The following is a 20,764-nucleotide window of genomic DNA, read 5'->3' as shown; positions in this document are numbered from 1 at the left end:
TCACCGGCCTGCCTCCTGGACGGTGCCGCCCACGGACGGCGCCGGGTCGGTTCTGCCGATGTCGTCCATGGTCGCCTGGACGGCGGGGTTGATCACGTCAGTGACCGGCTTGGGGAAGAAGCCGAGCAGCACGATCAGCGCGATCAGCGGGGCGACCACGACCTTCTCGCGCAGGTTGAGGTCCCGGCGCATGCCATCGACCTCGGTCAGCGCCGGGTTGAGGGTGCCCTGGGTGGTGCGCTGCACCATCCACAGCACGTAGGCGGCGGCCAGGATGATGCCGAGCGTGGCGATGACCGCGACCGGCTTGTTCACCGTGAAGGTGCCGATCAGCACCAGGAACTCGGAGATGAACGGCGCCGTACCAGGCAGCGCGAGCGAGGCGAGACCGGCGAAGAACAGCACCCCGGCGAGCACCGGGACCAGCTTGCCGGCGCCACCGAAGTCGCTGATCAGCGCCGAACCACGCCGGGAGATCAGCATGCCCACCACCAGGAAGAGCAGGCCGGTGGCCAGCCCGTGGTTGAGCATGTAGAGCACCGCGCCGGTGCCGGCCTGGGTGGTGAAGGCGAAGATGCCCACCCCGATGAAGCCGAAGTGCGCGATCGAGGTGTACGACACCAGCCGCTTGAGGTCGTTCTGGCCGACCGCCAGCAGCGCGGCGTAGACGATGCCGATCACGCCCAGGGCCAGCGCCCACGGCGCGAACCACTTCGACGCCTCGGGGAACAGCGGCAGGCAGTAGCGCAGGATGCCGAACGTGCCGACCTTGTCCAGCACGCCGACGAGCAGCGCCGCCGCGCCCGCCGGGGCGGCGCCACCGGCATCGGGCAACCAGGTGTGGAACGGGAAGAACGGCGCCTTGATGGCGAACGCGAGGAAGAAGCCGAGGAACAGCCACCGCTCGGTGCCGGTGCTGATGTCGACCTGCGAGAGCGCCTGCCAGTCGAAGGTCTTCCCGCCGACCACCCACAGGCCGATCACCGCGGCCAGCATGAACAGACCGCCGACGAGCGAGTAGAGGAAGAACTTCACCGCCGCGTACTGCCGCTGGTGGCCGCCGTAGCTGCCGATGAGGAAGTACATCGGCACCAGCATGACCTCGAAGAACACGTAGAACAGGAAGACGTCGGCGGCCGCGAAGACGCCGATCATCGTGCATTCGAGGACCAGCAGCAGCGCGAAGTAGACGGGCACCGACCGCTTCGACGACTCGGCGTCGTGCCAGGACGCCAGGATCACCAACGGCACCAGCACCGCGATCAGCATCAGCATCACCAGCGCGATGCCGTCGGCGGCGAAGGTGAAGCTGACCCCCCAGTTCGGGATCCACGAGTACGACTCGCGGAACTGGAACCGGTCACCGCCGGCGTTGAAGCTGACCCACATCACCACCGAGAGCACCAGCACGAGCAGCGACCAGGCGAACGCCACCTGCTTGGCCAGCTCCGGGCGGTGGCGCGGCAGGAAGGCCACCACCAGGGCGCCCACCAGCGGCGCCACGGTGAGCACCGAGAGGAACGGGAAGTTGGACATTATGCGGCCTTACCTCCGTCGTCACTGCGTGGTCCGCCGGCGGGGGCGGCCGGAAAGAGGTCGATCACGCCAACCACCCCGCCTGCACCGCCAGGAACGCCGCCATCACCAGCAGCGCACCGGCCAGGATCGAGGTGGCGTACGAGCGGACAAAGCCGGTCTGCATCCGACGGAGGCGACCCGAGCCCCCGCCGACCGCGGCGGCGAGCCCGTTGACGAGCCCGTCGATGCCCCGGTTGTCGAGGTACACCAGCGCCCGGGTGAGGAAGATGCCCGGCTTCTCGAAGACCGCCTCGTTGACCGTGTCGGTGTAGAGGTTGCGCCGGGCGGCGGTGACCAGCACCCCGGCCGGCTGCGGCGCGGTGGCCGTGCCGGCCCGGAACAGGAACCAGGCGAGCCCGGCACCGAGCACGGTGACCAGCAGCGACAGGATGGTGATCACGGTGTGCGAGAGGACCGCCTCGTGCTCGGCGTGCTCGCCGCCCAGCCCCGCGGTCTCCGTGAGCCAGTCCGGAACGGACGTGGCGAGCAGGAAGCCGGCACCGACCGAACCGACCGCCAGCAGGATCAGCGGGATGGTCATCAGCTTTGGCGACTCGTGCGGGTGCTCGATGTCCTCGGTCCACCGCTTCGGACCGTGGAAGGTGAGCACGAACAGCCGCGTCATGTAGAACGCGGTCAGCCCGGCGCCGAGCAGCGCCGCACTGCCGAAGAGCCAGGCGGTCCAGTCCTCCCGCTCGAAGGCGGCCACGATGATCGGCTCCTTGGAGAAGAAGCCGGAGAACGGGAACATGCCGATGATGGCCAGCCAGCCCATCATGAAGGTCAACCAGGTGATCTTCATGTACTTGGACAACCCACCGAAGCGGCGGATGTCGACCTGGTCCTTCATCCCGTGCATCACCGAGCCGGCGCCCAGGAACATGTTGGCCTTGAAGAAGCCGTGCGCCAGCAGGTGCACGATGGCCAGCGCGTACGCCGCGCCGCCGAGGCCGACACCGAGGAACATGTAGCCGATCTGGCTCACCGTCGACCAGGCGAGCACCCGCTTGATGTCGTCCTTGGCGGCACCGATGATGCAGCCGATCAGCAGGGTGAGCGCGCCGACGCTGACCACCACGAGTTGCAGCGTCGAGTTGGCGGAGAAGATCGGGTTGGACCGGGCGATCAGGTAGACGCCCGCGGTGACCATGGTGGCGGCGTGGATGAGCGCCGACACCGGGGTCGGGCCCTCCATCGCGTCCGGCAACCAAGCCTGGAGCGGGAACTGGCCGGACTTACCGGCCGCGCCGAGCAGCAGCAACAGGCCGAGGACCAGCACTGTCGTGCCGGTCAGCGCGCCGACGGAGTTGAACACCTCGTCGTACTGGGTGGTCCCCAGGGTGGCGAACATGATGAAGATGCCGATGGCCAGGCCGGCGTCGCCGACCCGGTTCATCAGGAACGCCTTCTTGCCGGCGGTGGCCGCGCTCGGCCGCTCGGTCCAGAACGAGATCAGCAGGTACGACGCCAGACCGACGCCCTCCCAGCCGAAGTACAGCATCACGTAGTTGTTGCCGAGCACCAGCAGCAGCATCGCCGCGACGAACAGGTTGAAGTACGCGAAGAACCGACGACGGCCCGCGTCGTGCGACATGTACTCCACCGCGTACAGGTGGATCAGGAAACCCACCCCGGTGATCAGCAGTACGAAGACCGCGGCCAGCGGGTCGAAGAGCAGGCCGAAGTCGACGCGCAGATCACCGACCGCGATGAAGTCCCAGAGGCTCAGCTCGACCGACTTGTTCTCCAGGCCACGCAGCTGGAAGAAGAAGCTCAGGCCGAGCACGAACGCGGCGCCGATGGCGGCGACGCCCAACCAGTGCCCCCAGCGGTCGGCCCGGCGGCCGAGCAGCAGCAGGATGGCCGCGCTGACCAGCGGGATCGCCACCAGCAGCCAGACGCCCCCAAGCAGCCCCGTGGCCTGGGCGTATTCCACAGTCTCTTCCACCGGTGGACCCCTCTAGTACTTGAGCAGGTTGGCGTCGTCGACACTCGCCGAGCGTCGCGTCCGGAAGATGGACATGATGATCGCGAGCCCGACCACGACCTCGGCCGCCGCCACCACCATCACGAAGAACGCCATGATCTGACCGTTGAGGTCACCGTTGATCCGGCTGAAGGTGACCAGCGTCAGGTTGGCGGCGTTGAGCATCAGCTCCACGCACATGAACAGCACGATCGCGTTGCGCCGGATCAGCACCCCGGCGGCGCCGATGGTGAACAGCACCGCGGCGAGGACGAGGTAGTAGGTCGGCTCGACCGAGAAGAACGTTCCCATTACTTGTCCGTCCCCTTCAGCGCGGTCTCCTCGGCGGTCAGCTCGCGCTGCGGAAGGATCGCCGGGGTGCTGCGGTCGGTCAGGCGGCCGTCGGGCAGCCGGGCCGGGGTGGCCACCGAGGAGGAGGTCGCGAAGACGCCGGGGCCCGGCTTCGGGCCGGGGTAGTTGCCCGGGGCGAAGCGCGCCCGCATGGTCGACACCTGGTCCACCTTGTCCTGCTTACGCCGCTCGACGTGGGCCAGCACCATGGCACCGACCGCCGCGGTGATCAGCAGCGCCGAGGTCAGCTCGAACGCGAAGACGTACTTGGTGAACAGCAGCCGGGCGATGCCCTGCACGTTCCCCTCGGCGTTGACCTGGTCCAGACCGGCCGTGGTGGTGCGGTCCAGTGCCTGGTAGAGGCCGGTGCCGACCAGGCCGGCGAAGCCCAGGCCGAGCACGATCGCGGCGACCCGCTGGCCGCGCAGCGTCTCGATCAGCGAGTCGGTGGAGTCCCGTCCGACCAGCATCAGCACGAAGAGGAAGAGCATCATGATCGCGCCGGTGTAGACGATGATCTGCACCATGCCGATGAACGGACCGGCCTGGAGCACGTAGAACACGCCCAGGCAGAGCATGGTCAGCACCAGCCACAGCGCCGAGTGCACGGCGTTGCGCGCGGCAACCATCCCGATCCCGCCGATCAGCGCGAGCGGGGCGAGGATCCAGAAGGTGACCGCCTCGCCGGTGGCGACCGAATTCGCCGCGGCGAGCACCGTAGACGTGGTCATGCTTCCTCTCCCTTGCCGGCCGCCACGCGCTGGGCGGCCTGCTCGGCGCCCGGGAACGTCACGCCTGGGTGCTCCTCGACCTGGTAGCGGCCGGGGCCCATCGGGGACGTCTCCGCACCGGCGGAGGTGCCCGGGTTGTCGAGCGCGCCGACGTAGTAGTCCTTCTCGCTGTCACCCAGCCGCATCGGGTGCGGAGGCTGCTCCATGCCCTCCAGCAACGGCGCGAGCAACTGCTCCTTGGTGAAGATCAGGTCCTGCCGGTTGTCCCGGGCCAGCTCGTACTCGTTGCTCATGGTGAGCGACCGGGTCGGGCAGGCCTCGATGCACAGTCCGCAGAAGATGCAGCGGGCGTAGTTGATCTGGTAGACGCTGGCGTACCGCTCACCCGGCGAGAAGCGCTGCTCGTCGGTGTTGTCGCCACCCTCGACGTAGATCGCGTCCGCCGGGCAGGCCCAGGCGCACAGCTCGCAGCCGATGCACTTCTCCAGGCCGTCCGGGTGCCGGTTGAGGATGTGCCGCCCGTGGTAGCGCGGCGCCGACACCGGCGGCTTGAACGGGTAGTCGGTGGTGACGACCTTCCTGAACATGTGCGAGAAGGTGACACCGAATCCCTTGAACGTTCCGGTGATCGCGCCCACGTCACACCTCCCTGGAGTCCGAGCCGGCAACGATGTTGGCCGGCTCCCGCTCGGCGACCACGCGCGTGATACGCGGGCTCGGTGGTACCTGAAGATCCATCGGTGGCAGCGGGAAGCTCCCGTGCGGCCGGTTGTCGACCTGTTCCTGCGTCGTCGGCGTCGGCTTCGGCTTCCGGCTGGGCCAGAAGATCGTGGCGATCAGCAGGATGCCGGCCGGAATGCCGACGGCGATGACCTTGCCGCGGGTGTCCCAGTCCTCGATGGAGCGCAGGCCCGAGAGGACCAGGATCCAGACCAGGTTGATCGGCAGCAGCACCTTCCAACCGAGCCGCATGAACTGGTCGTACCGCAGCCGGGGCAGCGTGCCACGCAGCCACACGAAGACGAAGACCAGCGCGATCACCTTGCCGAAGAACCAGAGCATCGGCCACCAACCGGAGTTGGCGCCCTCCCAGATGGTGATCGGCCAGGGTGCTCGCCAGCCGCCCAGGAACAGCGTGGTGGTGACCGCGGACATGGTCACCATCGCGACGTACTCGCTGAGCATGAAGAGCGCGAACTTCAGCGAGCTGTACTCGGTCATGAAGCCGGCGACCAGCTCGGACTCGGCCTCGGGCAGGTCGAACGGCGCCCGGTTGGTCTCACCCACCGTGGCGATGAAGAAGATGATGAAGCTCGGCAGCAGCAGGATGGCGTACCAGCCCGGCGCCGGGATGGTCTGGCCCCAGATGGTCAGCTGGGTGCCGTCGCCCTGAGCGGCGACGATCCCGCTGGTGCTCATCGTGCCGGCGGTCATGAAGACCGCCACGATGCTGAGCCCCATGGCGACCTCGTAGGAGATCATCTGGGCGCTCGACCGGAGACCGCCCAGCAGCGGGTACGTCGAGCCGGAGGCCCAGCCACCCAGCACGATGCCGTAGACGCCCATCGAGGAGCAGGCGAGCAGCAGCAGCACCGCCACCGGCACATCGGTGACCTGCAACGGCGTGTGGTGACCGAAGATGCTCACCATCGGGCCGAACGGCACCACCGACAGGGCGGTGACCGCGCAGATCACCGAGATGGTCGGGGCGAAGAAGTAGACGACCTTGTCGGCCGCCTTCGGGAGGATGTCCTCCTTGAAGGCCATCTTCAAGCCGTCGGCGAGGGTCTGCAGCAGGCCGAACGGGCCGACCTGGTTGGGGCCGGGCCGCACCTGCATGTAACCGACCACGCGCCGTTCGAACCAGACGCCGAGCAGGGTGGCCAGCAGACCGAAGGCGAACGCGAAGACAATCTTGCCGAGAACCAGCCACCACGGATCCCGGCCGAAGTCGGCCAGCGTCGGATCCTGGGCCAGGATTGACGAAGTCACTGGTTACCCCCGGAGTTGAGGAGCGGACCCGGGAGACCGGTCTCGTCGGCCGCCACGCGTCCGGCCGGGATGGCCGTACTCGGTGCGGGGACGGAGATCCGGACGACCGCGCCGGACGTCGCCCCGAGGCTGCGCCGCACGGTCGAGCCGGGTGAGTTGGTCGGCAGCCAGACCACGCCGTCCGGCATCTCGGTGAGTTCCGCCGGCAGGGTCAGCGCCCCCCGGTCGGTGCCGACCGTGACCGCGTCACCGTCGACCACACCGAGCGCCTCGGCGGTGCCCTTGCCCAGCCGGACCACCGGCGGACGGGCGGTCCCGGCGAGGTTCTCGTCGCCCTCGGTCAGGGTGCCGAGGTCCACCAGCTGGTGCCAGGTGGCCAGCACGGCCTCCCCGGCGTTCGGCTGCGGCACCCGGCCCGGCGCGACCGACGGCGCGGCCGGCCGGGACATCCGCGTCGCCGGCAGCGTCCCCAGCTCACGACGCACGCTCGGCACGTCGGCCGTGCCGAGGCGCACGTCGAGCAGCGCGGCCAGCGCGTCGAGCAACCGGCCGTCGGTCATCGCGGCGGTGTTCAGCACCGCCTCGAACGGGCGCAGCCGGCCCTCCCAGTCCAGGAAACTGCCGGCCTTCTCGGCCACCGGGGCGACCGGCAGCACCACGTTCGCCCGCCGGGTCACCGCGCTGGCACGCAGCTCGAGGCTGACCAGGAACGGCACCGCGTCCAGGGCGGACTCGGCCAGTCGCGGGTCGGCCAGGTCGGCCGGGTCGACACCGCCGACGACCAGCGCGCCGAGCTGCCCGTTGGCGGCCGCGGTCAGGATGCCGTCGGTGTCCCGGCCGGCCTGGCTCGGGATCACCCCGGCCGGGATGTCCCACGCCTCACCCAGCTCGGCCCGGGCGGCCGGCTCGGTGACCAGGCGTCCACCGGGGAGCAGGTTGGGCAGGCAGCCCGCGTCGACAGCGCCGCGGTCACCCGCGCGCCGCGGCACCCAGGCCAGCTTCGCGCCGGTACGCCGGGCCACGTCGGCCGCGGCGGAGAGCCCACCCGGCACGGTGGCCAACCGCTCGCCGACGATCAGGATCGCGCCCGGTGCGCTCAGCGCCTCGCTGACAGTGGCGTGCTCGGCGAGCACGCTGGCCTCCTCGCCCGGCACGACCCGGGCCAGCTTGGCACCGAGCTTCTCCAGGCCGCGGGTGGCGAAGGGCGCCAGCGCGTACACCGTCAGGGTCTTCTTCAGGTACGCCTTGCGCAGCCGCAGGAAGAGGATCGGGCACTCCTCCTCGGGCTCCAGGCCGACCAGCACCACCGCCGGCGCGTTCTCCACGTCGGTGTAGGTGACGTCGGTGACCCCGGCGACCGAGCTGGCCAGGAAGTCGGCCTCCTCGCGGGAGACCGGCCGGGCCCGGAAGTCGATGTCGTTGGTGTTCAACGCGACCCGGGCGAACTTGGCGTACGCGTACGCGTCCTCGACGGTCAGCCGACCGCCGGTGAGTACCGCCGTGCCCTGCCCGCTCTCCCGAGCGATGTGCAGCCCCTCGGCGGCGACGGTGAGCGCCTCGCTCCAGGACGCCTCGCGCAGTTCACCGGTGTGCTCGTCGCGGACCAGCGGAGTGGTCAGCCGGTCGGCGGCCCGGGTGTACTGGAAGCCCCAGCGGCCCTTGTCGCAGTTCCACTCCTCGTTGACCTGCGGCTCGTCGCCGGCCAGCCGGCGCAGCACCTTGCCGCGCCGCCAGTCGGTGCGCTGCCCGCAGCCGGCCGAGCAGTGCTCGCAGACGCTCGGGCTGGAGACCAGGTCGAACGGGCGGGCGCGGAAGCGGTACTGGGCACCGGTCAGCGCGCCCACCGGGCAGATCTGCACGGTGTTGCCGGAGAAGTAGGAGTTGAACGGGACATCCCCGGCGTCGCCCTCCTCGCCGTAGGCGTCGTCCCGGTAGATGTTGATCTCCTCGGCGGACGACCGGCCCATCAGGTCGATGAACTTGTCGCCGGCGATCTCCTCGGAGAACCGGGTGCAGCGCTGGCAGAGCACGCACCGCTCGCGGTCCAGCAGCACCTGGCTGCTGATCGCCATCGGCTTCTCGTACTCCCGCTTGTGCTCGTGGAAGCGCGAGTCGGTGCGGCCGGTGGACATCGCCTGGTTCTGGAGCGGGCACTCGCCGCCCTTGTCACACATCGGGCAGTCCAGCGGGTGGTTGAGCAGCAGCAGCTCCATCACCCCCTCCTGCGCCTTCTTGGCCACCGGGGAGGTGATCTGCGTACGCACGACCATGCCATCGGCGACGGTCTGGGTGCAGGAGGCGACCGGCTTGCGCTGGCCCTCCACCTCGACCAGGCACTGCCGGCACGCGCCGGCCGGGGCCAGCAGCGGGTGGTCGCAGAACCGGGGGATCTCGGTGCCCATCTGCTCGGCGACCCGGATCAGCAGCGTCCCCTTGGGGGCGGTGACCTCGACGCCGTCGATGGTGAGGGTGACCGTGTCGGTCTGCTTGGCTACGTCCGTCATCAGTGAGCTCCAACCAGCTGCTTGTCGGAGAGCTTCGGCGCGGTACGTCCCTCGATGTAGTCGAGGTAGTCCTGCTTGAAGTACTTCAGCGAGGAGGTCACCGAGCTGGTCGCGCCGTCACCCAGACCGCAGAACGAGCGGCCGAGGATGTTGTCGCAGGTGTCCAGCAGGGTGTCCAGGTCTTCGTGGGTGCCCTGACCGGCGAGGATCCGCCGGTAGACCCGGACCATCCAGTAGTTGCCCTCACGGCACGGGGTGCACTTGCCGCACGACTCGTGGTGGTAGAACTCCAGCCACCGGTACGTCGCGTAGACCGGGCAGTCCTGGTCGGAGAAGATCTGGGTGGCCGTGGTGCCGAGGATCGAGCCGGCCGCCGCCACCCCCTCGAAGTCCAGTGGCACGTCCAGGTGCTCGGCGGCCAGCAGCGGGGTGGACGAGCCGCCCGGGGTCCAGAACCGCAGGTTGTGGCCGGGCTGCATGCCACCGGCCAGCTCCAGCAGCTCGCGCAGCGTGACACCCATCGAGCACTCGTACTGGCCCGGGTTGACGACCCGGCCGGAGAGCGAGTAGATCATCGGCCCGGAGGACTTCTCGGTGCCCATGCTCTTCCACCAGTCGGCCCCACCGAGCACGATCGGCGGCACGCTGGCGATTGTGCCGACGTTGTTCACCACCGTCGGGCTCGCGTACAGGCCGTGGGTGGCCGGGAACGGCGGGCGCAGCCGGGGCTGACCCCGGAACCCCTCCAGCGAGTCCAGCAGCGCCGTTTCCTCGCCGCAGATGTACGCCCCGGCGCCGGAGTGCACCACCAGCTCCAGGTCGTAGCCGCTGCGCAGGATGTTCCGGCCCAGGTAACCCTTGTCGTACGCCTCCTGGACCGCGTTGCGCAGCCGACGCGCGGCGTGCACCGCCTCGCCCCGGATGTAGATGTAGGCGCGGGCGGCCCGGATCGCGTACGACGCGATGATGACGCCCTCGACCAGCGCGTGCGGGTCGTGGGTCATCAGCGGCAGGTCCTTGCAGGTGCCCGGCTCGCCCTCGTCGGCGTTGACCACCAGGTAGTGCGGCTTACCGTCGCCCTGCGGGATGAAGCCCCACTTGAGGCCGGTGGGGAAGCCGGCGCCGCCTCGGCCGCGCAGCCCGGAGTCCTTGATCAGCTGGATCAGGTCGTCCGGGTGGGCCTTGAGCGCCTTGCGCAGCGCGGCGTAGCCGTCCAGCTGCTCGTACGTGCCGATGCGCCAGGCGTCCGGCGACAGCCAGCGCTTGGTCAGCACCGGCGTCAGCTTGGCCAGCGTCTCCGGGCGGGGAGTGGTCACTTCTGGGCCCCCGTTTCGTTCGCGTCCGCCGCTCCGGCGCCATCGGCGTCCGTCCCAGCCTTCGCTTCGGTGAGGTTGCGCTCCTGCGCCCCGGCCTCGTCGCCGGCGGGCTTGCCGTCGCCGGCCGGCGGGTTGGCCGCCACGCCGGCGGCCTCCGCCGCCTGCGCGTCACGGGACGCCGGCGCCGTGGTGTCCGTCGGGACCTTGGTGCCAGGGGCGTCCGGCACCGCCGTGCCCGCGTCCGGCTGCCGGGTCTCGGCGGTACGCACCTGCGGCGACTTGTCGTCCGGTGCCTTGACGTCCCGCGTGGTGCTGCCACTCGCCTCTGCCGGCTTCGCCGGCCCGGTGGCCTCTGCCGGCTTCGCCGGCTCGGCGACCCCGGTCGGGGCGGACGCCCCGTCGCCACCCTTGACCGGCGCCGCGCTGGCCTCGACGGGCGCCGGCTTGGCGGCCTCCGCCTTCGCCTTCGCCTCGGCGGCGGCCTTGTCGGCCTCGGCCTTGCTGCGGATCGGGGTGTTCGGGTCGAAGCCCGGCACCGAGACGCCGTGCTGCTGGGCCAGCCGCAGCCCGCGCAGGGTGGGCTCGCCCGGCCCGCCGTCGGCGACCGCACCGTCGCGCTCGTCGGCGAAACCGGCGAGCTGCACCGCCATTTCCTTGAGGGTGCAGAGCCGGGCGCCCCGGGTCGGCATCGGCCGACCGCCGGAGCGCAGCTCGTCGACCACACCGACAGCGGTGGAGGCGTCCACGCCGTCGAAGAAGTCGTAGTTGACAGTCATCACCGGGCCGTAGTCGCACGCCGCCAGGCACTCGGCGTGCTCCAGCGTGATCGTGCCGTCCGCTGTGGTCTCGTCGTGCCCGACGCCCAGGTGCTCGGCGAGGGTGTCGTAGACCTCCTGGCCACCGAGCACATTGCACATAGTGTTCGTGCAGACGCTGACCAGGAAGTCACCGGTCGGCTTGCGCTTGTACATCGTGTAGAAGGTGGCCACCGCGCCGACCTGGGCCTTGTTCAGCCCCAGCACCTCGGCGCAGAACGTGACCCCGGCCGGGGAGACGTACCCCTCTTCGGCCTGCACCAGGTGCAGCAGCGGCAGCAACGCCGAGCGGGACCGGTCCGCCGGGTAACGGGCGATGATCTCGCGCGCCCGCTCCCGGGTCTCGTCAGTGAAAACACTCATCGGTCACAACCACCCATCACCGGGTCCAACGAGGCGCCGCCGGCGATCACGTCGGCGATCAGACCGCCCTCGGCCATCGCCGGGAGGGCCTGGAGGTTGACGAAGCTCGGCTCCCGGTAGTGCACCCGGTAGGGCCGGGTGCCACCGTCGGAGACCGCGTGGACGCCCAGCTCGCCGCGGGGCGCCTCGATGGCGACGTACACCTGGCCGGGCGGGACCCGGAAGCCCTCGGTCACCAGCTTGAAGTGGTGGATCAGCGACTCCATCGACTGACCCATGATCTTCGCGACGTGCTCCAGCGAGTTGCCCATGCCGTCCACGCCGATGGCCAACTGCGCGGGCCAGGCGATCTTGCGGTCGGCGACCATCACGGGGCCCGGACGGAGCCGGTCCAGCGCCTGCTCGACCAGCTTCATCGACTCCCGGATCTCGGCGAGCCGGACCTGGTAGCGACCCCACACGTCACCGTCGGGGTGGGTCGGCACGTCGAACTCGTACGTCTCGTAGCCGCAGTACGGCATGGTCTTGCGCAGGTCCCAGGCGAGGCCGGCGGAGCGCAGCACCGGGCCGGTGATGCCGAGCGCCACGCAGCCGGTGACGTCCAGCACCGCGACGTTCTTCGTCCGCTCGGTCCAGATCGGCTGACCGGAGAGAAGGTCCTCGTACTCCTTGAGCTTCTTCGGCATCATCTTGAGGAACTCGCGGATCTTGACGATCGCGTCGTCCGGCACGTCCTGTGCCACACCGCCCGGCCGCACGTACGCGTGGTTCATCCGCAGGCCGGTGATGGTCTCGAAGATGTCGAGGATGTACTCCCGCTCACGGAAGCCGTACAGCATGATCGAGATCGCGCCCAGCTCCATGCCGGTGGTGGCCAGCCAGACCAGGTGCGACGAGATCCGGTTGAGCTCCATCATCAGCACGCGGATCGTGGTGGCCCGCTCGGTGATGTCGTCGGTGATGCCGAGCAGCTTCTCGACGGCGAGGGCGTACGCCGTCTCGTTGAAGATCGGTGCGAGGTAGTCCATCCGGGTCACGAACGTCGAGCCCTGGATCCAGTTGCGGTATTCGAGGTTCTTCTCGATGCCGGTGTGCAGGTAGCCGACCACCGAGCGGGCCTCGCGGACCGTCTCGCCCTCCAGCTCCAGGATCAGCCGCAGCACCCCGTGCGTGGACGGGTGCTGCGGACCCATGTTGACCACGATCCGCTCGTCGTTGATCGGGTCGGTGCCCGCGACGATCGTGTCCCAGTCCCCACCGGTGACGGTGAAGACCCGGCCCTCGTCGGTCTCGCGCTCGCTGGCGTAGTTCGACGTCGTCACAGCGCCGGCCCTCCGATCGCGACTGCGGGGCTCCGCTCCGCTGCACTCCTCGCGCTCACTGGTACGACCTCCGCTCGTTCGGCGGCTGGATCTCCGCGCCCTTGTACTCGACGGGGACGCCGCCGAGCGGGTAGTCCTTGCGCTGCGGGTGGCCCTCCCAGTCGTCCGGCATGAGGATCCGGGTCAGGCTGGGGTGGCCGTCGAAGACGATGCCGAACATGTCGTACGCCTCGCGCTCCTGCCAGTCCGCCGTCGGGTAGATGGCGGTCACGCTGGGCAGGTGCGGGGCCTCGACGGAGACCGCGGCCTCCAGCCGGACCCGCCGCCGGTACGTCATCGAGGTGAGCAGGTAGACCGCGTGCAGCCGGCGCTCGTCGGCACCCAGGTAGTCCGCACCGGACACCGAGGAGCACAGCTCGAACCGCAGCGCCGCGTCGTCCCGCATCACCTGGCAGACCTCGGCGATCCGCTCGGGGCGTACGTGCAGGGTCAGCTCACCCCGGTCGACAACTACCTTCTCGATCGCGTCGTTGAAGGCCGGGTAGGCCTCCTCCAGCGCGTCGCGGACCTCGTCGAAGTAGCTCCCGTACGGCCGGGACGCCTCCTCGATGGGCTGGCGCTGGCGGACCAGGCCGCCGTAGCCGGACACGTCGCCGGTGCCCTGGTTGCCGAACATCCCGCGACCGGCCGGGCTGGCCGGCGGGAACTCGGCGGGGGCACCGCTGGTGGCGCCGGCCGGCACCACCGGCAGCGGTACGCCGCCGTCGTTTGGCTTGTCCGTGGGTGACGTCATTTCGGGCCTGCCTGCGGGTGGAGGTGGTTCTGAGCGTTCATCCAGTTCTCGATGCGCAGCTGCTCCTCGCGGCCCTCGCGGACCGCCCGGGTCCACTCGGCGCGCCGGGCCTTGTCGCTGCGGTACGAGGAGGGCATCGAGCCGTAGGGCACGATCGGGACGTCGCCGCGCTCCTGGCGGGCCGCGAGCATCTTGCGACCGTTCGGGCCGAGCGGCTCGTACATGATCTTCTCGCGGAGCTTGAGGATCGCGTCGATGAGCATCTCTGGCCGGGGCGGGCAGCCGGGCAGGTACATGTCGACCGGCACCACGTGGTCGACGCCCTGCACGATCGCGTAGTTGTTGAACATGCCGCCGCTGCTGGCACAGACGCCCATCGAGAGCACCCAGCGCGGCTCGGCCATCTGGTCGTAGATCTGGCGCAGCACCGGGGCCATCTTCTGACTCACCCGGCCGGCCACGATCATCAGGTCGGCCTGCCGGGGCGACGCCCGGAAGACCTCCATGCCCCAGCGGCCCATGTCGTAGTGCGGACCACCGGCGGCCATCATCTCGATGGCGCAGCAGGCCAGGCCGAAGGTGGCGCCCCACACGGACGACTTCCGAGACCAGTTGACCAGCTTCTCCACCGAGGTGAGCAGGACGCCGGCGGGAAGCTTCTCCTCGATGCCCATCTGACGTTCCTTCCTCAGTCCCAGTCCAGGCCGCCGCGCCGCCACACGTAGGCGTACGCAACGAAGACCGCGACGATGAACAGGACCATCTCCACGAAGCCGAAGATCGGCAGAGCGTCGAACGAGACCGCCCAGGGGTAGAGGAAGATGATCTCGATGTCGAAGACGATGAAGAGCATCGCCGTCAGGTAGAACTTGATCGGGAACCGCCCGCCGCCGACCGGCTGCGGGCTGGGCTCGATGCCGCACTCGTAAGCCTCGAGTTTGGCCTTGTTGTAGCGACGGGGACCGGCGAAGCGGGCGGCGCCAACGGAAAACAGCGAGAACGCCGCGGCGAGGGCGAACAGCCCGATGATCGGTGCGTAAGGCGAGAGCGACATCGTTTTCTCCTGCTCGTCCTTCCCTGCCCTCGGTGCTTGACGAAAATCACACTATTCACGTCCCTCGCAGTGGCAGTCGGCGGGGGTCGATCTTTGTCAGCGTCGGGGCCGTGACCAGCGCCGATGCCGTCCTACTTATACGGCTGGGGCGGCCTTCGTCATCGCGTTGATGACCCGATCCATCGCGTCCCCGCCGCGCGGGTCGGTCAGGTTGGCCAACAGCTTGAGCACGAAACGCATCAGCGTCGGGTGCGGCATGCCGTGTTTGGTGGCGATCCGCATGATCTCGGGGCGGCCGATCAGTTTCACGAAGATGCCGCCCAACCGGTAGTAACCACCGAGCCGGGCCTTCAGCTCGTTCGGGTACGCCAGCAGAGCGCGCTCCCGTTCCGGGCCGGCCGGCCGGGCGAGGGCCTGGACCATGACCTCAGCGGCCAGTTCGCCGGACTCCATCGCGTACGCGATGCCCTCACCGTTGAACGGGTTGACCATGCCGCCCGAGTCACCGACCAGCAGCACGCCCCGGGTGTAGTGGGGCACCCGGTTGAAGCCCATCGGCAGCGCGGCGCCGAGGATCGGGCCGTCGGCGTTGGTCTCGTCGGTCATCCCCCAGTCTTCCGGGGTGTTGGCGAGCCAGTCGGTGAGCAGCCGGCGGTAGTTCGTCTTGCCGAACGCCGAGGACGAGTTGAGCACGCCGAGGCCGACGTTGACCCGTCCGTCACCGAGGCCGAAGATCCAGCCGTACCCGGGCAGCAGGTTGTCGCCGCTGTCCTTGCTGCGCAGCTCCAGCCAGGACTCCAGGTAGTTGTCCTCGTGCTTTGCCGGCGAGTTGTAGTAGCGGCGGACGGCCACGCCGATCGGCCGGTCCTCCCGCTTGGCCAGCCCGAGCGCGAGCGGGAATCGGCCGGAGACGCCGTCCGCCGCGACGACCAGCGGGGCGTGGAAGGTGGTGGGCTCCTTGCCCGGCCCGACCTCCGCCTCGACGCCGGTGACGCGGCCGTCGCCGTCGAGCACCGGGCCCAGCACGTTGACGCTGGTCCGCAGCTTCGCGCCGGCGGCCACCGCCCGCTGGGCGAGCAGGTCGTCGAAGTCCAGACGCGTGCGCACCAGACCGTAGTTGGGGAAGCTGGCCAGCTCCGGCCAGTCCAGTTCGAGGCGTACCCCGCCGCCGATGACCCGCAGGCCGCGGTTGTGCAGCCAGCCCGCCTCGGGCGAGGTGTCCACACCCATCCGGATGAGCTGGCGCACCGCGCGCGGGGTCAACCCGTCGCCGCAGACCTTCTCCCGGGGGAACTCGGTCTTCTCCAACAACAGCACCCGTACGCCGTGCCGGGCCAGGTGGTACGCAGTCGCTGATCCACCGGGACCGGCGCCCACGACAATGACGTCGGCATCATGTTCAACCGCGGTCATTCGCGCCTCCTCCCGCACGCTCGTGAAATGCTTCACAAGCCAGACGGGACGAGTGTATGACCGGCGTCATACCAGCGCAGGATCAGGGGTACCTAACTCGCCGATGTGACAGTTCATCACCGTCCACAGCAGTCAGGTGTCAGGCCGGGCTGGAGGCGTCCAGGCCCGCATCGACCCGAATTGTCTCCGGTAGATGCTCCCGGAGCGCCCCGCCCGCCGCCCGGTCCAGTGCCGCCAACACCTCGGCGACCACCTGCCGGACCTCCACCGGGTCGGCCCCGGCCAACTCGCGCAACTGGGCGATGAGTTCGGCCGCGTCGTTGTCGGTGGCGGCCACCGGGTCCGCCGGGTCTGCTCCGGTCATGCGATCGAGCGTACCGGGCAAAGTGGACTAAAGTCCGATATTAACGAAACCTGAATAATGTCCGTACCGGCTGGCGCGGAACGTCCGCTACTCGCGGATCCCCCGGTGCAGGGCCACCACGCCACCGGTCAGGTTGCGCCACGCCACACGCCCCCACCCGGCCGCGGCCACCCGGCCGGCCAGCGCGGACTGCGCCGGCCAGGCCCGGACCGACTCGGCGAGATAGACGTACGCCTCGGGGTTGCTCGACACCGTGCGGGCCACCGCCGGCAGCGACCGCATCAGGTACGACAGGTAGACCGTCCGGAAGACCGGGTTGACCGGGGTGCTGAACTCGCAGACCACCAGCCGGCCGCCCGGCCGGGTCACCCGGGCCAGCTCACGCAGCGCCGCGTCGGTGTCGTTGACGTTGCGCAGCGCAAAGGAGATGGTCACCGCGTCGAAGCTGGCGTCGGCGAACGGCAGCCGCAGCGCGTCTCCCGCCAGCAGCGGCACCTCGGGACGGGCCCGCTTGCCGGTGTGCAGCATGCCCAGCGACAGGTCGACCCCGACCGCGTACGCCCCGGACTGGGCCAGCTCGCGCGTCGAGACGCCGGTGCCCGCCCCCACGTCCAGCACCCGCTCGCCCGGCCGCAGCCCGAGCGCCGCCCGGGTGGCCCGCCGCCAGGAGCGGTCCTGGCCCAGCGAGATCACCGTGTTGGTCAGGTCGTAACGCTCTGCCACACCGTCGAACATCGCGGCGACCTCGTGCGGCTGCTTGTCCAGACTGGCGCGCTGGCCCTGCGGGGTACGGCTCACCCCTCCACTCTGCCAGCCGCCCGCCAACCGACGTTCGCTGGGTGGGGCGGCACGCCCCCGTACGCGAAAGGGCGGGGTGGTCGCCCACCCCGCCCTCGCGTCGTGCCCGCGTCCATGACACCTCGGTCAGGACGCCTGTCGCAGTCGCACCCGTCGCGGTCGCGCCGCTCGTGCGCGCCGCTGGTCAGGACACCGGTGTCAGTCGGTCGACTTCTCGTCGGTCGGCGAGACCAGGACCACCTTGCGGCGACGGGTGAGCACCAACAACGCCCCGCCCACCAGCAGGATGATCACGCCAATGCCACCGATCAAACCGACCTGCACACCGGTCACCGGCAGGCCGCCACCGCCCGAGCCGCCACCGACGGAGCCACCACCGGCACCCGGCGAGACCGTCGTGCCCGGCGTCGTCGTACCGCTCGGGATCGGCGTCGGAGTGGCCGTCGCGGTCGGGGTGAATGTCGCGGTCGGCGTGACAGTCGGCGTCGCCGTCGCGGTCGGCGTCGCCGTCGGCGTGGGCGTCGGCGTCGGGGTCGGAGTGGCCGTCGGCGTCGGGGTCGGCGTCTCGGTCGGAGTGGCCGTCGGCGTCGGGGTCGGCGTCTCGGTCGGAGTGGCCGTCGGCGTCGGGCTCGGCGTCTCCGTCGGGGTGACCGTCGGCGTCGGGGTCGGCGTCTCCGTCGGCGTTGGCGTTTCCGTCGGGGTGACCGTCGGCGTCGGGCTCGGCGTCTCGGTCGGAGTGACCGTCGGCGTGGGCGTCGGCGACTCGGTCGGAGTGACCGTCGGGGTCGGCGTCGGCGATTCCGTCGGGGTGGCCGTCGGCGTCGGCGTCGGCGTCGGGTCGACGGCGAGGTCGACGAAGACGTCGAAGATCGCCTGGTTGTCGCCCTCGTCGATCTCGGTGAAGGCCTTCCGCTGAGCGGCGCTGGCCCGCCGCGGCTGCTCCTCGGGCTTGCCGGCTGCCGCGTCCAGACCGTGCGCCACCAGCTCGCCGACCCGCAGCACCGGCTCGGTGACGTCCTTGCCGACGGTCACCTTGATGTCCGCCGTGTAGTAGTCACCGGGCCGGATCACCGCGCCGTCGTCCTGACAGAGCGCCTGAGCGACGCCGAAGGTCTGCGTGGTGCACGTGTCCGGCAGGGTGTCGAAGGTGACGCCCGCCGGGAGGGTGAGCACGTAGGCGAGGCCGGTGGCCTTGCGGCTGCCGTCGTTGTAGACCGCCCAGTCGACCGGCACCGTCTCGCCCGGCCGCACCGGCCGAAGGTCGGGGTCGTCGCCGTTGACGCCGTTCACCACGACGTTCGCGTTGACGTCCTGCACCCAACTGGTCAGGTCGTACCCAGGCTCGGTGACGGTGATGTCGTGCTCGACCTTGTTGTCTTCCTCGTTCGGGTCCTCGGTGGCCGAGCGGATGGTGACCACCAGAGTGCCGGCGGCGCCCTTGCCACCGGTGGAGAAGATCGGGATACCGAAGTCCTCGCTGGTGCCGGCGGCCAGGTCGCCGAGGCGGCAGGTGAACTTCTTGCCGTTCACCCGGCAGCCGTCGGGCACCACGACCCGGACCTTGTTCGTCTTCAGCTTGCTGGTGTCCACCGTGTAACTGACACCCTTGGCGTCTTCCTTGCTCCGGGTGTTGTCGACAGAGAACTTGAACGGCTTGCTCTTGGCCTCCGTGACACCCTTGGCCAGGTTGTAGCTGAGCGGCACCAGGGCCAGATCGGCCTCCTCGGCCGCCAGCACTGGGGCGGCCACGGCGGCGATGCCGCCGGCCGCGAGCAGCGCCACGACACTGGCGCGCACCAGCGTCGAGCGGTGGAACGCTGTCATCAGTCCCCCGGGGGTAGGGAAGAAAGAATGGTTGCGGAACGAGCGGACGCTATCGGAGGCCGATCTTCCACGCCAGCAGGCGGAGCCGTTTTCATCCGTCCGGTCCGAGCTGGGCAGACAGTACGGGCGGGATGGTCACCCATCCCGCCCGTACTGCCGTGCGTTATATGAACGACCCGCAGCGGGCCGATGGAGGACAGCCCCGTCGGTCGACGGTGGTGACGAATATGAGCCGGGACGCTAGCCGCCGACGATCATCTCCACCAGCCCCGCACCGGACAGGCTGACGCTGCGGCGGCGGGGACCACCCGTACCGCCGGGGGGTGATCCGGCGGGAGCATGAGCGTCGATCAGCCGAACGGCCGGGTGTCGACAATCAGCTGACGTCCACCAGGGGCAGGGACTTCCCCGCGCCGCCGCCGGGCAGCGCGATCGAGGAGAAGTGCGAGACCACCCGCTCGTCGGTCGGGTCGTCGGCCGGCGTGTGGTGCACGGCGAGCCGGTTGTAGAGGGTGTCGCGCTGCGCGGGGATCCGGTCCGCCGAGCGGATCATGCCGATCAGCTCGTGCAGGTTGGAGCGGTGCCGGGCACCGGCGGAGGAGATGACGTTCTCCTCCAGCATGATCGAGCCGAGGTCGTCCACGCCCATGTGCAACGAGAGCTGCCCGACGTCCTTGCCGGTGGTCAACCAGGACGCCTGGAGGTGCGGCACCGTCTCGAAGAAGAGGCGGGCCACAGCGACCAGACGCAGGTACTCCAGCGTGGTCGCCTGGGTGCGGCCCTTCAGGTGGTTGTTCTCCGGCTGGTACGTCCACGGGATGAAAGACCGGAACCCACGGGTGCGGTCCTGCACGTCCCGGATCATGCGCAGGTGTTCGATCCGCTCGGCGTGCGTCTCGCCGGTGCCCATCATCATGGTGGCGGTCGACTCGATGCCCTGCCGGTGGGCCAGCTCCATGACCTCCAGCCAGCGCTCGCCCGACTCCTTGAGAGGCGCGATGGCCTTGCGGGGCCGCTCCGGCAGCATCTCCGCGCCGGCGCCGGCGATCGAGTCCAGGCCGGCGGTCTTGATCCGGGCGATGGCCTCGTCCAGGCTCACCCCGGACACCTTTGCCATGTGCAGGATCTCGCTGGGGCCGATCGAGTGGATGACCAGCTGCGGGTACGCCTGCTTGACCGAGGAGAACAGCTCCTCGTAGTACTCCACGCCGTAGTCCGGGTGGTGCCCGCCCTGGAGCATCACCTGGGTGGCGCCCAGCTCGATTGCCTCGCCACAGCGGCGAAGGATCTCCTCGGTCGGGTGGGTCCACCCTTCCTTGTGCTTGGGCGCCCGGTAGAACGCGCAGAACTTGCACGCCGTCACGCAGACGTTCGTGTAGTTGATGTTGCGGTCGATCAGGTAGGTGACGACGTTGTCCGGGTAGCGTCGCCGACGCACCGCGTCCGCCGCCTCGCCCAAGGCGTGGAAGGGCGCCTCGGTGTAGAGCAGCAACGCCTCCTCGGGCGTGATCCGCCCGCCGTCCGCGCCGCGCTGCAGGATGTCGTCGATCTCCCGGCTCACCGTCACACCCCGAGCCTAC

17 protein-coding genes and 1 pseudogene are annotated in these 20,764 nt (G+C 69.7%); all 18 read right to left on the bottom strand.

Going from position 1 to position 20,764, the window contains the following annotated elements:
* A complete protein-coding gene (locus tag ACQRWP_RS30015; RefSeq protein WP_145794932.1) occupies positions 1-1,536 on the bottom strand; it encodes an NADH-quinone oxidoreductase subunit M in 1,536 nt (511 codons plus the stop codon).
* A gap of 64 nt (positions 1,537-1,600) precedes the next feature.
* Positions 1,601-3,526: an NADH-quinone oxidoreductase subunit L gene (gene nuoL, locus ACQRWP_RS30010; protein ID WP_430499566.1), complete on the bottom strand. Its 1,926-nt coding sequence runs from the start codon at positions 3,524-3,526 to the stop codon at positions 1,601-1,603.
* Between the two features lie 12 nt (positions 3,527-3,538).
* Positions 3,539-3,856 (bottom strand): NADH-quinone oxidoreductase subunit NuoK, encoded by a 318-nt coding sequence (nuoK, locus tag ACQRWP_RS30005; RefSeq protein WP_088951135.1) that lies wholly within the window; start codon positions 3,854-3,856, stop codon positions 3,539-3,541.
* On the bottom strand, positions 3,856-4,626 hold the full coding sequence (locus ACQRWP_RS30000; protein WP_430499564.1) for an NADH-quinone oxidoreductase subunit J: 771 nt from the start codon (positions 4,624-4,626) through the stop codon (positions 3,856-3,858). The genes nuoK and ACQRWP_RS30000 overlap by 1 nt, the downstream gene beginning before the upstream one ends.
* On the bottom strand, positions 4,623-5,264 hold the full coding sequence (gene nuoI, locus ACQRWP_RS29995; RefSeq protein WP_238679892.1) for an NADH-quinone oxidoreductase subunit NuoI: 642 nt from the start codon (positions 5,262-5,264) through the stop codon (positions 4,623-4,625). The genes ACQRWP_RS30000 and nuoI overlap by 4 nt, the downstream gene beginning before the upstream one ends.
* A 1-nt stretch (position 5,265) precedes the next feature.
* Positions 5,266-6,618, bottom strand: coding sequence for an NADH-quinone oxidoreductase subunit NuoH (gene nuoH, locus ACQRWP_RS29990; protein ID WP_430499563.1), 1,353 nt, complete (start codon positions 6,616-6,618; stop codon positions 5,266-5,268).
* On the bottom strand, positions 6,615-9,122 hold the full coding sequence (locus ACQRWP_RS29985; protein WP_430499561.1) for an NADH-quinone oxidoreductase subunit G: 2,508 nt from the start codon (positions 9,120-9,122) through the stop codon (positions 6,615-6,617). The genes nuoH and ACQRWP_RS29985 overlap by 4 nt, the downstream gene beginning before the upstream one ends.
* Positions 9,122-10,438, bottom strand: coding sequence for an NADH-quinone oxidoreductase subunit NuoF (gene nuoF, locus ACQRWP_RS29980; RefSeq protein ID WP_430499559.1), 1,317 nt, complete (start codon positions 10,436-10,438; stop codon positions 9,122-9,124). The genes ACQRWP_RS29985 and nuoF overlap by 1 nt, the downstream gene beginning before the upstream one ends.
* Positions 10,435-11,616, bottom strand: coding sequence for an NADH-quinone oxidoreductase subunit NuoE (gene nuoE / locus ACQRWP_RS29975; protein WP_430499557.1), 1,182 nt, complete (start codon positions 11,614-11,616; stop codon positions 10,435-10,437). The genes nuoF and nuoE overlap by 4 nt, the downstream gene beginning before the upstream one ends.
* Entirely contained in the window at positions 11,613-12,938 is a 1,326-nt protein-coding gene (locus ACQRWP_RS29970; protein WP_430499555.1) for an NADH-quinone oxidoreductase subunit D, read from the bottom strand. The genes nuoE and ACQRWP_RS29970 overlap by 4 nt, the downstream gene beginning before the upstream one ends.
* A gap of 55 nt (positions 12,939-12,993) precedes the next feature.
* Positions 12,994-13,731, bottom strand: coding sequence for an NADH-quinone oxidoreductase subunit C (locus ACQRWP_RS29965; RefSeq protein ID WP_430499553.1), 738 nt, complete (start codon positions 13,729-13,731; stop codon positions 12,994-12,996).
* Positions 13,728-14,405, bottom strand: a complete 678-nt coding sequence (locus tag ACQRWP_RS29960; protein ID WP_124821345.1) for a NuoB/complex I 20 kDa subunit family protein — start codon at positions 14,403-14,405, stop codon at positions 13,728-13,730. Before ACQRWP_RS29960 ends, ACQRWP_RS29965 begins: the two co-directional genes overlap by 4 nt.
* 14 nt (positions 14,406-14,419) lie before the next feature.
* Positions 14,420-14,785, bottom strand: coding sequence for an NADH-quinone oxidoreductase subunit A (locus ACQRWP_RS29955; RefSeq protein ID WP_007454588.1), 366 nt, complete (start codon positions 14,783-14,785; stop codon positions 14,420-14,422).
* Positions 14,786-14,920: 135 nt separating this feature from the next.
* The gene (locus ACQRWP_RS29950) at positions 14,921-16,198 is read right to left on the bottom strand and encodes a geranylgeranyl reductase family protein (protein WP_238679898.1); all 1,278 of its coding nucleotides are present in this window, start codon (positions 16,196-16,198) and stop codon (positions 14,921-14,923) included.
* A gap of 139 nt (positions 16,199-16,337) precedes the next feature.
* A complete protein-coding gene (locus tag ACQRWP_RS29945) occupies positions 16,338-16,562 on the bottom strand; it encodes a hypothetical protein (RefSeq protein ID WP_430499550.1) in 225 nt (74 codons plus the stop codon).
* 87 nt (positions 16,563-16,649) lie between these two features.
* A complete protein-coding gene (locus tag ACQRWP_RS29940) occupies positions 16,650-17,360 on the bottom strand; it encodes a demethylmenaquinone methyltransferase (protein WP_196920656.1) in 711 nt (236 codons plus the stop codon).
* Between the two features lie 768 nt (positions 17,361-18,128).
* A pseudogene (locus ACQRWP_RS29935) lies at positions 18,129-19,184 on the bottom strand (cell wall anchor protein); the annotation flags it as partial.
* Positions 19,185-19,560: 376 nt separating this feature from the next.
* Positions 19,561-20,751: a cyclic dehypoxanthinyl futalosine synthase gene (gene mqnC, locus ACQRWP_RS29930; protein WP_430499548.1), complete on the bottom strand. Its 1,191-nt coding sequence runs from the start codon at positions 20,749-20,751 to the stop codon at positions 19,561-19,563.
* Between the last annotated feature and the right edge of the window lie 13 nt (positions 20,752-20,764).

Source organism: Micromonospora trifolii (assembly GCF_050516465.1).
GTDB classification, from domain to species: Bacteria; Actinomycetota; Actinomycetes; order Mycobacteriales; family Micromonosporaceae; genus Micromonospora; species Micromonospora trifolii.
Note: the sequence above shows the minus strand (reverse complement) of the source record. Positions and strands in the feature narration are given on the sequence as shown.